This is a genomic window from Streptomyces sp. SGAir0957 (genome assembly GCF_043523415.1).
The window spans coordinates 247,330-259,910 of sequence record NZ_CP027291.1; the positions used below are offsets into that span (position 1 = coordinate 247,330).

General features: G+C 71.6%; 15 protein-coding genes and 1 pseudogene. 3 read left to right on the forward strand and 13 right to left on the reverse strand.

Features of this window, described 5'->3' with window-relative positions; genetic code table 11:
- Window positions 1-40: 40 nt before the first annotated feature.
- Window positions 41-1,312 (reverse strand): APC family permease, encoded by a 1,272-nt coding sequence (locus C1N81_RS03735; RefSeq protein ID WP_394426712.1) that lies wholly within the window; start codon window positions 1,310-1,312, stop codon window positions 41-43.
- A gap of 284 nt (window positions 1,313-1,596) precedes the next feature.
- Here C1N81_RS03735 and C1N81_RS03740 point away from each other — a divergent pair, with 284 nt between their 5' ends.
- Window positions 1,597-1,812, forward strand: coding sequence for a hypothetical protein (locus C1N81_RS03740; protein ID WP_394426714.1), 216 nt, complete (start codon window positions 1,597-1,599; stop codon window positions 1,810-1,812).
- An 11-nt stretch (window positions 1,813-1,823) separates the two neighbouring features.
- Window positions 1,824-2,159: a YnfA family protein gene (locus tag C1N81_RS03745; RefSeq protein ID WP_070201649.1), complete on the forward strand. Its 336-nt coding sequence runs from the start codon at window positions 1,824-1,826 to the stop codon at window positions 2,157-2,159.
- A 72-nt stretch (window positions 2,160-2,231) separates the two neighbouring features.
- Here the strand turns inward: C1N81_RS03745 and C1N81_RS03750 are convergent, their stop codons facing one another.
- Window positions 2,232-2,771, reverse strand: a complete 540-nt coding sequence (locus C1N81_RS03750; protein ID WP_394426716.1) for a DinB family protein — start codon at window positions 2,769-2,771, stop codon at window positions 2,232-2,234.
- Window positions 2,772-2,853: 82 nt separating this feature from the next.
- Window positions 2,854-3,837, reverse strand: a complete 984-nt coding sequence (locus C1N81_RS03755) for an alkylmercury lyase family protein (protein WP_394426718.1) — start codon at window positions 3,835-3,837, stop codon at window positions 2,854-2,856.
- Between the two features lie 55 nt (window positions 3,838-3,892).
- On the opposite strand from C1N81_RS03755, the gene C1N81_RS03760 reads away from it, so the two are divergent.
- The gene (locus C1N81_RS03760) at window positions 3,893-4,291 is read left to right on the forward strand and encodes a heavy metal-responsive transcriptional regulator (RefSeq protein WP_394426721.1); all 399 of its coding nucleotides are present in this window, start codon (window positions 3,893-3,895) and stop codon (window positions 4,289-4,291) included.
- A 15-nt stretch (window positions 4,292-4,306) separates the two neighbouring features.
- Here C1N81_RS03760 and C1N81_RS03765 read toward each other — a convergent pair.
- The 10 genes and pseudogenes from C1N81_RS03765 to C1N81_RS03810 form a co-directional block, all read right to left on the reverse strand.
- Window positions 4,307-4,423, reverse strand: a pseudogene (locus C1N81_RS03765) (pyridine nucleotide-disulfide oxidoreductase); the annotation flags it as partial.
- Between the two features lie 7 nt (window positions 4,424-4,430).
- On the reverse strand, window positions 4,431-6,584 hold the full coding sequence (locus C1N81_RS03770) for a hypothetical protein (protein ID WP_394426723.1): 2,154 nt from the start codon (window positions 6,582-6,584) through the stop codon (window positions 4,431-4,433).
- Window positions 6,585-6,784: 200 nt separating this feature from the next.
- A complete protein-coding gene (locus C1N81_RS03775) occupies window positions 6,785-7,132 on the reverse strand; it encodes a helix-turn-helix domain-containing protein (protein WP_394426725.1) in 348 nt (115 codons plus the stop codon).
- Window positions 7,129-8,256 carry a tyrosine-type recombinase/integrase gene (locus C1N81_RS03780; protein ID WP_394426862.1) on the reverse strand — a complete coding sequence of 376 codons (1,128 nt, stop codon included), beginning with the start codon at window positions 8,254-8,256 and terminating at the stop codon, window positions 7,129-7,131. The genes C1N81_RS03775 and C1N81_RS03780 overlap by 4 nt, the downstream gene beginning before the upstream one ends.
- A 180-nt stretch (window positions 8,257-8,436) precedes the next feature.
- Window positions 8,437-9,084, reverse strand: coding sequence for a Mom family adenine methylcarbamoylation protein (locus C1N81_RS03785; protein ID WP_394426727.1), 648 nt, complete (start codon window positions 9,082-9,084; stop codon window positions 8,437-8,439).
- A gap of 38 nt (window positions 9,085-9,122) precedes the next feature.
- Complete coding sequence (locus tag C1N81_RS03790) at window positions 9,123-9,890, reverse strand: DUF6884 domain-containing protein (RefSeq protein ID WP_394426729.1); 768 nt, start codon at window positions 9,888-9,890, stop codon at window positions 9,123-9,125.
- Window positions 9,887-10,249 carry a hypothetical protein gene (locus C1N81_RS03795; protein WP_394426731.1) on the reverse strand — a complete coding sequence of 121 codons (363 nt, stop codon included), beginning with the start codon at window positions 10,247-10,249 and terminating at the stop codon, window positions 9,887-9,889. Before C1N81_RS03795 ends, C1N81_RS03790 begins: the two co-directional genes overlap by 4 nt.
- Window positions 10,246-10,695 (reverse strand): hypothetical protein, encoded by a 450-nt coding sequence (locus C1N81_RS03800; RefSeq protein ID WP_394426733.1) that lies wholly within the window; start codon window positions 10,693-10,695, stop codon window positions 10,246-10,248. Before C1N81_RS03800 ends, C1N81_RS03795 begins: the two co-directional genes overlap by 4 nt.
- Before the next feature lie 323 nt (window positions 10,696-11,018).
- Window positions 11,019-11,711, reverse strand: coding sequence for a hypothetical protein (locus C1N81_RS03805; RefSeq protein ID WP_394426735.1), 693 nt, complete (start codon window positions 11,709-11,711; stop codon window positions 11,019-11,021).
- A 127-nt stretch (window positions 11,712-11,838) separates the two neighbouring features.
- A complete protein-coding gene (locus tag C1N81_RS03810; protein WP_394426737.1) occupies window positions 11,839-12,447 on the reverse strand; it encodes a hypothetical protein in 609 nt (202 codons plus the stop codon).
- Window positions 12,448-12,581: the final 134 nt, after the last annotated feature.

The following is a 12,581-nucleotide window of genomic DNA, read 5'->3' on the forward strand; positions in this document are numbered from 1 at the left end:
GGCCGTTCCCCCGGGCGGGGCAACGGCCGGGGCGGGGGGATCAGCCTCGCGCCGTGAGGGTTCGGCGTAGGGCGTAGACGGCGGCGCCCAGCGCGATCACCGCAACTCCGGAGATGACCGAGGAGACGGGCAGGGCGAAGGCCAGGGCGAGGCAGCCTGCCAGCCCGACGGCGGGGATCAGGCGGTGGGGGCGGCCCTCGTCGGGGGTGAGGGTCCAGGCGGAGGCGTTGGCGACGGCGTAGTAGACCAGGACCCCGAAGGAGGAGAACCCGATCGCCCCGCGCAGGTCTCCGGTCGCGGCGGCCACGGCCACAACGGCGCCGACGAGGAGCTCGGCCCGGTGCGGGACCTGGAACTTCGGGTGGACGGCGGCCAGAGCGTTGGGCAGGTGGCGGTCTCGAGCCATGGCCAGGGTGGTGCGGGAGACCCCCAGGATCAGGGCGAGCAGGGAGCCGAGCGCGGCGACGGCCGCACCGACCCGGACGACGGGGGCCAGCCAGTCGGCGCCCGCGGCCCGCGCGGCGTCCGACAGCGGCGCCGCCGCCTCGGCCAGCCGGTCCGGGCCCAGCACCATCAGAACGGAGACGGCGACGAGGGCGTAGACGGCGAGGGTGATGCCCAGCGCGATCGGGATGGCCCGCGGGATCGTGCGGGCCGGATCGCGGACCTCCTCGCCCAGGGTGGCGATGCGCGCGTAGCCGGCGAAGGCGAAGAACAGCAGCCCCGCCGCCTGCAGCACCCCGCCGACGGTGGCGTCCGAGCCGACGTCCAGCCGGGCCGCGTCCGCTGTACCGGAGGTGAGGGCCGCGACCACCACGGCGGCGAGGACCGCCAGGACCACGGCCACGATGACCCGGGTCAGCCACGCGGACTTCTGCACCCCGGCGTAGTTCACCGCGGTCAGCGCCACGACGGCGGCGACCGCGACCGCGTGCGCCTGCCCCGGCCACACGTACGAGCCGACGGTGAGCGCCATCGCCGCGCAGGAGGCGGTCTTGCCGACCACGAACGCCCACCCTGCCAGGTAGCCCCAGAAGTCGCCGAGACGTTCGCGGCCGTACACGTACGTGCCGCCCGACGCCGGATACCGGGCCGCGAGCCGCGCGGAGGAGGTGGCGTTGCAGTAGGCGACCACCGCCGCCACGGCCAGCCCGATCAGCAGGCCGGAGCCGGCCGCGCGCGCCGCCGGGGCGAGCGCGGCGAAGATCCCGGCGCCGATCATCGACCCCAAACCGATCACGACCGCGTCGGGCACACCGAGCGTCCGCCGCAACTCCCCCGGAATGCTGCCGGCGGTCGATGGCTTGCTCATGGGCACACTCCTCAGCGACACACGGCCGCATACTTTACGGTCTCCGATATCGGCACACGATATATGAGCCAAAGAGCAGTGCACATGGCCGCAGTCCCATGCTGCGCGACCCACATGAACGGCCCCTTTGCGCGAGCGGAAGCGCAGGCGGCAGACCGCGGCGCGGCGCCTGTCAACACCAGAGATGTGCGGACCTTGTCCGGGTGGCGGTGTACTCAGCGGCGTGATGAGTTGCGCGGTCCACCGGCCGGTAGAACAGGCGCCGGTCGGGCCGGAAGCACGTCATGATCACGGCCGGTGTTCTGGGCACGGGCGCCGGGACGGTGGCGGGGTGGCTGCCCGCCCTCGCCGTCGCCCTGGCCGCGGCTGCCGCCGGCACCTGGTGGCTCGGCCAGCGCCGCCGCTCCTGCTCCTGCCCGCCGAAGACGACAGGTCAGGGCCGGTGCGGCTGCCAGGCGTCCGGCGACCCGCTGAAGATCAGCGGCACGGGCCGCCGGTAGGGTCCACCCACATGACCGTCGCTCGTTCCGTCGCCCTGTTCGTCGTCGCCGCCCTCTTCGAAATCGGCGGCGCCTGGCTGGTCTGGCAGGGCATCCGCGAGCACAAGGGCTGGATCTGGATCGGTGCCGGCGTCATCGCCCTCGGCCTCTACGGCGTGGTGGCCACCTTCCAGTCCGACGACAACTTCGGCCGCATCCTCGCCGCCTACGGCGGGATCTTCGTGGCCGGATCGATCGCCTGGGGCATGATCGCCGACGGCTACCGCCCCGACCGCTGGGACGTGATCGGCGCGCTGGTGTGCCTCGCAGGGATGGCCGTGATCATGTACGCGCCCCGCAGCCACTGACCACCTCCCCGCTCGGGGGATCAGCGTGGCCGACCCGCGGCGCCGGGTGGCGAGCGGCACTTTCGGCCCGCTTCAGCCTGGCTCGTCGAGGGTCAGCTGGCGGTGGTGGAAGTCGAAGTGCTCGGTGGGGTAGCGGTAGATGTCCGCGAGGGTCATGAAGTCCTTGAAGAAGGGGTCCCACCGGACGGGATAGTGCATGCCGCGGGCGAAATCGGCCTCGGCTTCGGCGGCAAGGCGCCGCTCCAACGCGCCGGTGACCTTGTCGAACATGGCGCCCATCCGCTGTGGGCTGATGATCCTGGCGGCCCCACGGGGTCCGAGGTAGTTGACGAGGTCGAACGGCTTGGTACCGGCGTCCAGCAGCCGGGCAAAGCCTCGGCTCAGTCGCCGGGGCAGCCGGCTGAAAGCGCGTGCCAGGACAAGAAGGACGCGGGTGATGATGTAGCCGAACAGCATGTGCCACAGCAACTGGCGGTTGGTCCACAGCGTGCCGTCACTCGGGCGGTCAAGGCCGCCCTGCGAGGCATGGCCGAGGAGGGCGTGGAAGGTCCGCCGCGCCCGCGCGTAGTCGGCGTACACGGCCTGCCGGTCCATCACGGTGTGCTCGCCCATGGTGTTCCGCTCCAGCCGCGCTCGTGCTCAGGTGCAGATGATTCCCGCCCTGCCCGGGGCACAACCGGATCCCGGCTGCCCGTCACTCCCGAGCCAGGAGCGGACCGAAGGTCTGCTCGGCGATGCGAAGTGCTTCGGCCTGGCTGGTGACCCGGCCCTGGACCTCGGGATGCTGCCGCGCCCATGCCTCGGCCGTGGTGGGGCCGGCGAAGAAGTTCAGCGCGTCGCAGCACACGGTGGCCGCCGGGCCCGCCTGGTCCCGCTGTCCGACGAAGACGACCGCTTCGGCCGGCTCCCAGTGTGCGGTGCCGTCGGTGAAGGCGACCGTGATCGGCCGGCCGTCGACCGGGTCGCAGGAGCTGACCGCGACGTCCTGGTGGAGCATTGCGGCCACGCCGAGGGCGTCGATCGCGCACATCGCCCACGCCTCCACCCCGCTCGCCAGGCGCAGGCGGTGCGGGGTCGGCACCGCGCAGAACGGATACGCCGCACTGATCCGCCCGTCGGCGTCGAGGGTGAGGAAGTCTTCGCAGTCCAGCTCGGCCAGGACGTCCGCGGCCGTACGGCCTGCCGAAGCAGCGGCGGCAGCGAGGTCGGCCGGTTCCGGCGCGTGGCCGGTGGCGGCGAAGTGCCGCAGCACAGCCTGATGGACCGCGCGCAGACCGCGCTCGTCCGGGGCGCTGCGGCCACGGCCGGCCCGGCCGATCGGATCCAGCACATCACGGTCGTCCCGGCAGCACTCTTCGACAGGCGCGGACGCGGACACCCCGGTGCCGGCGAACGCCTGCCGCAGGGCCTCAACGCTCGGCGCTCCGCCGGGCCGGCCTTCCTCGTCCCGGTACAGGCGGCATGACACGCTCGCCGGAGCACCCGCCACGGCGAAAGGGTCGACGCCGTCCACCAGGACCGTGGGCGAGCCGGTCATCTGCCACCGGGCCGCCTCCGCCTCCTCGCGCACCTCGATCAGCTCCACCCGGGCGTCCCGCCCGCCCAGGGCTGCGGTGATCCGTTCGCGGACCACGGGGGCGTTGGGGCAGTCGGGCACGGTCAGCACGGTGATCCTCATGAGGCCGACGGTAGACCTTCCAGTGCACTGGAAGGTCTAGCCGTACGCTGGAGACATGCGCATCGGGGAGCTCGCCGCCGAATCGGGGCTGACCACGAAGACGATCCGCTTCTACGAGCAGGCCGGCCTTCTGCCCGCGCCCCCACGCACCGCCGGCGGCTACCGCGACTACCCGCCGCACACCGTCGCCCGGCTCTCCTTCGTCCGCGACGCCCAGGCCGCCGGGCTCACCCTCGCCGAGATCCGTTCGATCCTTGCCCTGCGCGACAGCGGCCAGGCGCCATGCGCCCAGGTCGGCATGCTCATCGAGGAACACCTGGCGGAGATCACCCGACGGATGGCCGAGCTCCGCCAGGCCCGCACCGTGTTGCGTGAGCTGGCCCGCCGGGCCGCCATGACCGGCCCGGACACCTGCTCGGCCGGCGACATCTGCACGATCCTCACCCGGCCCTGACGCCGGTGCGCGGCGTCAGCCGCTCAGCAGCTGCGCGAGGTCCCGTGCGGCGTCACGGGCCGGGCGGCCCACACCGATCAGGGTGGCGGAGGCCGGGCCGGTCCAGTCGCCGTACCCGAGCAGGTTCTCGCGCCGGCCGTTACCGGGGCAGCTGGGAAGTCTTCTCCGGATGGGCCACGCCGATGTAGTGCATGGCGGTCTTCTCCGTGATGCCGAACAGGCGCATCAGCTTCAGCGGATCGCCGGTCTCCAGCGCCTCGTTCAGGATCCGGTCCTGCCGCAGGCCGTCCAGCGTGAACCCCTTGGGCAGGTGTCTGTGAAGCATGGTCATGCTGACCGGCGGGTGGTCGGGATCGAGCGCGGTGCGCTGGCTGACGAGCAGGTGGGGGTTGGTCGAGGCGGGCCAGCGCCGGTGGCGGTAGGTGAGCCACTCGTCGGCGAGGGCCCGGGTGAACTCCTCGATGTAGAGGGTGTGGCGCAGCAGGCCGCGGCGGGCTTCGAGGGTGCCGTGGGCGAGGTTGAGGTCGCAGGTCAGCAGGGTGGGGATCTCGTGGCCGGGCAGCGCGTGGACGGCGGTCAGGGCGATGACGAGCCGGCCGAGCGGGGTCGAGGCGCGGTCGAGGAGCCCGGCCAGAAGGTCCGAGGGCACGGACTTCGGGATGCCCTTGAGGTCGCCGACGGGGAGGTTGCGGGTGGGGTCGCGGAAGACGACGCGTTCCTGGCGCAGGGCCTTGAACAGGCTGCGCAGGCTGATGGCGAGCTGGCGGCGGGCGCTCCCGGTGAGGTCGTCGACGGCGGTGGTGGCGTGGTCGATGGTGATCTGCCGCAACGTGGTGATGCCGCTGCTGGCCCAGGCGGTGAGGATCGGCTCGAGAGCGAAGAGGTAACGGCGGATGCCGTCGTAGCCGCGGGCCTCATGCTCGCGCCGACCCTGACCGCGCAGGACCTGCACCCACAGCCGTACCTCGTCGGCGACGGTCGGCGGCAGCTTGCCGATAGTGGCTTGGATCCAGACCTGGTCCGCGTCCCGGTGCAGTTCCGGGTCCTCGGCCAACAGGCCGCGAGCGGCCAGAAACTGGCAGACCCCCTTGGCCGCAAGGTTGGGGTCGAGCAGGGCGAGGTCGTGGACGTCGCGCTCCTGGAAGACCGTCTCGGCGCCGAGCCAGTACACCAGGATCGTCAGGGTGCGGATGTCCTTGCGGTACGCGGGGTCCTGCCGATCGCGGCGCAGCCGGTCCAGTTCCTCGGTTAGTGCACGGGACGCGCTGGTCAACGGCAGGTCCCTGTAGCTGCGGCGTCGCAGATGGACCATGACCGGCGACCAGTCGCGCCGCATGCCGAAGAGCGGCTCCTGCCCGCGGGCAGCATGAAGGGAGGACACCACCTCGTCCTCGTCCTTTGCCGGCACAGGTTCGGCGACCGGGATCAGCTGGGCCTGGCTGGGAGCCCCGTGGGGAAGGTCGATGACCAGCTGGGTGGCCTCAGCCGCTGCCGGGCCTGCGTCGTCCAGATGCCGGTAGAGGCGGCAGGTGCGGCACCGGCCGCCGCGCAGCGGCAGCTCACCCCGCAGGCACCGGCCGCACCGGCCCACTGGGTGCAGCTCGCGCCAGTGACGGCACGGACTGCAGCGGAAGCCTCGTTTGCCGCTGGCCATCCAGGCATCGCAGTCGCGGCATGACCGCGCCACGGACGGCGGCAAGGGTGCCGGGGCGGTGATGTAGGTGGTGGTGGGCTGGTTGGTGGTGGAGAACCGCATCGGCTCCGGCGCCTGGTCCAGCAGTCCGGCACGCAGCAGGACCAGGCGCACCGCGTCCCCATTGGACGGCAGGTCCCGCAGCATCGGCTCGGGCAGCCGTACGGCACCCTCCGCCTCCCGTACGGCCAGCGCGAGGCGGACCATCTCGGCGATTGCGCGCTGCCAGCCCACGGACAGGCCGTGCTCCGCCGCCATCACCTCGACCACCAGGCGGCATTCCTCCCACCCAGCGACCGGCCGGCCGACGATCGCGCTGACCGTGGCGTCGGTCAGCACCCTGGGCACCGTGAACAGCGCCACCTGGCCGCACACCTGCGCCTGAAGCACCGGCGGCCCGGCCGGGGCGGCGCGCTGCTTCCGTAGCTTGATCCACCACCCCTGCCCCACCTTGAGCCCCGTCTTGGTGGGCCGGCGCAGCGGCCGGGCGTCCGCCGACCGGTCGCCGTACATCCCGCCGACGATCAACTGGACCGGCCGCGGTCGCGCTTCGGCCAGGCCCAGGGCCCACTCCGCGTCGCCCTCCGCCCGGATCGCCATCAGACACGGCTTGCACAGCCCGTCCGTGTTCAGGTGCGCCTCGTGCCGGCACCGCGGGCACACCCCGACCTCGGGATACCTCCTAACCCAGGGTCGGCACCCGTCGCACACTCGGTTCCAGTGCACCACCAGCCACCCCAGACACACCGGGCAGCTCCGCGCTCGCCCCGCTCCACGCCCCACCACCATCAGCCGGCCGCTCAGTTCGGCGGGAGCGAGCGCGGCCCGGCACCCCGACGACTGCGTGGCACCGGCCGGACTGGGCCCGCCGCCGACTGCTCCTCGGCGCCGACCGCGCGCTGGCCGGACTCTGGCGCCGACTGGGCAGCGGCGAACGGCTCGGCTTGGAGCAGATCGGCGACCGTGCAGTCCAGCGCGGCGCACATCTTGTCCAGGTCCTCCAGGCGCACCGTGACCGGGGTCCCGCCCCACAACGCGGCCACCTTGCTCAGCGACGGGTTGAACCCCACCTGCTGGAAGGCAGCCAGCACCTCGGTCGGCCGCCACAGGTCCCGTTGCGCGGCCACCATCCGAAGGTTCCACTTCACCGTAGGTTCCCCTTGTCCATCACCAGTCGTTGCGCCGCCCTCGAGCTCGCGGTCAGGTTCGCGTGCTCAGGGTCGGCGTGAGCGGTCGCCATGTACCGAAGTGTCGTGGTTGCCCAGTCGTGTCCGAGGACTTTCTGCACTTCCCACAACGTCATCCCACGCTCGTAGTTGTGGGTCGCGCACGCGTGACGCAGCAGGTGGGGGAAGAGATCGGTGACCGGGCCGGTCAGGTAGCTCGCGGCCGCCGTGTGCAGCGCCTTGCGAAACGTGGACGGCACGATCGCCGGCGCGATCGGCAGGTTCAGCGAGGCGACCGCGGTCGGCTTGCGCTCCGAGGGCCACAGCGGCGCCCGCGGGTGCTCGCTATCGTCGCCGAACTCGCCCCGGACCTCCTCGATGTACCACCACAGGAGGGCCCGCCCCTCCTGGAACATGTACGCCTCCCGAGGCCGCGGCCCTGAGCCGTGCGCGCCCTTGCCCAGCACGACGAACCGGCCCCACTGCCCGTGCTCCCAGTGCAGGTCGCCCATGCACACGCCGCACAACTCCGCGGCGCGGACGCCCGAGAGGTAGGCGACTTTGGTCATCACGTAGTCGCGGCAGGCAACCAGATACTTTCGGGCGTTGGGCAAGTCCTCGCGCCACCGGCCGAGGAAGTCGCGCATCGCCGTCTGCGACGGCGGGATCCGCAGACCGAAGTCCCCGCGGTGCCGAGGTCGGTTGAACGGGTCGATCGGCGACTCGACGGAGGCGCCGAATCGCCGCATGATCTCGCCGGCGTACCGCTGCTCGAGGAACGCGAAGTACGAGTCGATCTTGTTGATCTTCCCACGCAACGTCGACGGCGCCCGCTTGCCCGGCCCGGCGAAGTAGCGGTCGACCTCACGAGGAGAGAGCTGCCATGGCACGGTGCCGTAATACTCGCAGACCTCCACCACCGGCTTGAGCAGGCCGTCGAGCGTCGTCGGCGCGAGGCCGGCCGCGTCCCGGGCCCACTGGTACTCCGAGAGCGTGTCAAGGAAGAAGCTCTCCTCGTCGGTGGCGGACATGCGGGCCTGTCGGCGGCGCTGCAGGGTGACGACGTCCGCCAACCCTGACTCCACCGAAACCGCGGCCGGGTCCACCACCGCGCGGGTGTCGACACCTGGACGCAGCAGGGTCAGGACGCGACTTTCGGAATCTGACACGAACGGTGAAATTACAGGGACTACTCGCAGAATCTGCGAGTTACTGCTGAGATCCCACACCAACGAGTGAATGCCACCTGCAGCGCGGTCTGCCTGCTGAAATGCAGCTTCGCTGGGTCAGGCAGCAGCAGACGAACACGCGCGCACTCCACTAGGGAGCACCTGGCCGTCCGGCAGCACGATGACCGTCCGCGCCGTGCTGCGGCCCGTATAAGTTGCGGAAAGGGCCTGGTAGATGACCCCGAGGTGCCCTCTCGGCGAGCCGGCCGTGCGCCCGTCCGGCAGGGTCCGCAGCCGTGCGACGGGGTCCGCGTAGGTGACCACTCCCCGAACGCCGTGGCCCGCGGCCAGACGCAAAGCCCCCGCGACCGCGAAGCTCTCCCCGTTGCTCGCCACCGAGGGGGACAAGCACACCCTCGACATCTCCAGCGCCTCCGTATACGGGACCAGCGATGGAAAAACCCTGGTCAAAGCACGGCGGCTCATCGGGACGCCCAGGACGACGACACCCACCAGCAGGTGGCCGTCGACCACCTGGCCGTCGCCGTCCCCTGCGGCCTGGAGGTCCACCAGCCCGAACCGGTGGACAGCCGGCGGCCACCCCGACAGGTAGTGGTTCGCCTGGATGTACTCCCGGGCGGGCGCCTCCGCCAGCTCGACCACCTCGTAGCGGCGCCGGTCAAAGCCGCCCTGCGAGGTATGAACCCACGTCGGCACACCGCCGCTCCACCGCTGCGCCCAGCCTCCATCGTTGCCGGATGCCATGGCTTCCCACCGCGCCGGAGCGGGTCCGTTCGGCGCGCTCACCGCTCCTGCCTGGCTTCGGCCCGCGCGGCGAGACGGATCTGGGAGAGGCGCTGTTTCATCTCCCCGATCCCGCCAGCCCCGGCGAGCGGTGCCTCGAGGTCCGGCCAGGACTGCCGTGCGAGGGCCACGTACTTGCTGCCGGCGAGCACCGTCACCTCCGCGGACTCGATGCCGCGTTCCCGGACCTGCGCCTGCACGAAGTCCGCGCTGACGCTGCCGGGGTCGCCCACGGTGATGTCGTACGGGTCGATCTCCGTGGACAGGTCGAGGAGCCCGTGGGCAGCCGACAGAATGTAGAGGCGGCCGCCGTCCTGGAGCAGGGCTTTGGCCGTTTCCCGGCAGGAGCCATGGAACGTGCCGACGTACATCGCGCCGGCCCTCACGCGGCGGTCCTGCTTGGCCTTTCCGCAGCCGACGACGACGATCCGGAACCCGCCCGCGCCCTCGGCGCGGGCCCGCTGCCAGCCGTCCTCGGTCAGAGCACCACCCCAGACGTCCAACTGGTCCCGGGTCGCCTCCTGCCCGCGAAGGACGTCGCGGCTCTGGTCCAGGCCGACGTAGCCGACGTCGGCGAGGGACGCCAGGGTCCGCAGGTTGACGGACTTGGGCAGCAGCCCGATCGGGTCCCTGGCCCCGGCGAGGAGGGCACGGCGCTGAGCGGGGGTGATGGGCGGTGCCGAAGCTCCGGCCGTACGCGGCCGGTCCGGTGCGCCGCGCGAAAGAGAAGTGCCCGCAACGCGGGTGCGGCGGTGGTCGGTCGTCATCGTGTTCCTCGTGATGGGATCGGCGCCGGCTGGGTGTCGGCCCAGCGGGCGGGCAGGGTGGTGTCGCCGTCTTCCTCGCGGCGCTGGTCTTCCAGGTCGGAGGCACGGACGCGTCCGCGGTGCCACTGCTGTGCGGAATGGCCGCTCGGACGGCGGCACCCCTGTCGGGGCGCGGCCTTGCACGTGGGGCAGGTCAGGGAGGCCGGGCAGGTGTCGCCGAGATCCTCGCCGTCGCAGTAGGCGCAGGGCTGGACCGTGGCCGGCAGTACGCGCCCGGCGACGTCGACGAGGAGACCGGCCGCGCGCCATGCGCGTTCCTCGGCTCTCGTCGACGGCGGCCCGAAGCGCTGGAGGTTCACGTCCTGTCTGTCTCTGCTGCCGGGTCCGCGCGGACGAAGGACTCGCCCTCGGGCCAGATCGCGATGATCTTGTGGTGGGACAGGAACTCCCGTGCAACCGGGCCCGGCTCAGCGGTGAGCAGCAGTGCGCGGCGGCCGGGGGAGAAGAGCCGCGCGCAGTCGCTGATCACGCCGTAAGCGGCGATGAGAGCGGAGTAGTGGGAGCGGTGACAGGCCAGCACCACCTCTCCGGCGGTTGCGTCGAAGAGGTCGGTGGACGCCAGGACGGGATCCGTGACGACGCGGTGCCGCAGGACACGGTGTCCCTTGGCCGTCAGGTGGAAGAGGTAGGCGGTCAGGACCGCGTTCTCCGAGCGGTCGGCCTCCTCGTCGTTGGCCCGGCCGGGCTGGGGGCGGGCCGGGTCGGACGGGGCCAGGTAGACGACATGCGGGCGGTCGGTGGTCATGGTGTGGGCGCTTTCCGAAGTCGGGTGATGGGGCTGCGGGGGCGAAGGCGCGGCGCAGCATCCGGGAAAGGGAGGGGCAGTTGGGCGGCGGAACGTGCCGTGGGGCGCATCCGCTGCGGTGCTGTGTGGGGGCGAGGCAATCCCGGCGCGGGCCGCGGGCGAGCAGACCCGAACTGGCCGGGGCCATCGCGGTGGGGACCTGGCTGCGAGGGACGAGCACTATCCCGGCGCACAGCTGCGGGCCGGGGGCGGGAGCAGCCGCGATGGTCCGTGCCCGGCCCGCCCAGAGCTGACGGAGGGCAGGCCAGGGCCGTCAGCTTCGATCACTGCTCGGGGGCGTCCTCTGCGGGCGGCGCCGCGCGGTCGAGCTTCGAGTACCGTCGGCTGAGCTCGCGCGCCGAGTACGTGACCGGACGCCGGTCCTTCTCGTGGACCGTGACAACGATTCCGTCCGGAGACTCCTCGAGCCCATCGACCCAGACGTACTGGAAGTACCCGCCGGCGGCGCTGTAGTGCATGAGGCGGTCTCCGGGGCCGACGGGGGCCTGGACCGTGCCGCCGGTGTACCGGTCGTAGTGCACGAGGACCTGCGGGACCCCTTCCGGCACGGCCAGGGCGCGATCGGTCGCCATGTCGGTGAGGTGTTCCCTGATCAGCGGGTAGAGGCTTCGAGACGGCGGGTTCTGCATCCCGAGCGCCACGAAGGCCAGCCGCAGCCCCTCGTCGTCCCGAGCGGGCGGGCATGCACGGGTGTCGGCGAGGGCGAGCACGTCTTCGGCGTACCGGTGGGCCAGGCGTCCGCGGTGCAGCTCTGCGGTGGCCGGGGAGTTCGCGGCGACGCACGCGGGACAGGACAGCGGGGCGTCGGTGACGCGCGCCGGATCGAGCTTCTCGTAGTGGTGGACGACCGAGTACCGGCCCGCGTCGCAGGCCACGTCAATCATGAAGCCGGTGTGGCTGTTGAGCAGGCCCTCGTGGACGGCGCCGTCGTGGCCGATGAGGTTCTTGTGGTCCATTTCGTCTCGGCCGCCCCTGGGGACGGCGTCGTCGCCTTCGGTGTGTATGTCGGTGGTTGGCTGGCGACTTGTGGTACGGCGGCACGGGTGCGTTGCTCGCGGCGCCCTCACGCCCGTGCCGTCCGGCTCACTTGCTCAGGTAGAAGTGCGCGCCGCGGCACACGACCAGGACCGGCCCCGTCGCGTTGATGATCAACTGGTAGGCCTCCTGCTCGGAGACCGAGCCCGGCTCCGTGACGATCTCGTCGAACCGGGTCTGGCCCTGGAGGTAGCGGATCAGCTCGTACTTGGCCTCCGGCCCGTCGAGCGGGATCGTCGACCCCATCGGGGCATGGGACTCGGTCAGGCCGCGCCCGATCCATCCGGCCGAAAGCCGGACCGGCGCGGGGAAGGGAACGCGGTGCGCGAGGTGCCGGGCGACGGCCTCGTGGGCGCGCTGGTCCCACATTCCGTCCCAGACACCGCCCGCGTTCTGTGCCTCCTCGTCGTACGCGGCCAGAGCCCGGCGCATGTTCAAGTACTCGTTGCCCTCGCGGAAGTGCCGGGACGTGGCCCAGTTGCCGTCCGCGTCGAAGCCGTCGTCCATCGACTGTCCGTCGTGCTGGCGGCCGACCACCCAGTGCCCTGTGGACTCCTCCACGCCGAGCCACACGCCCTCGAAGGAGCCGCGCCACTTCCCGCGCGCCTGGTGGACCACGGTCCAACCCTGATGCTGTACACCGGTCTTGATGCGCATAAGTGTCTCCTGGCCTGTCTCGTCGGTAGGGGAAGCACGGGGTGCTCAAGCCGAGAGGCGAGCACCATCAACATCAATCACAGTACACATTGAAATTGAAGTACGCAACGCATGTCGTGATGGGTGGAGCCTGT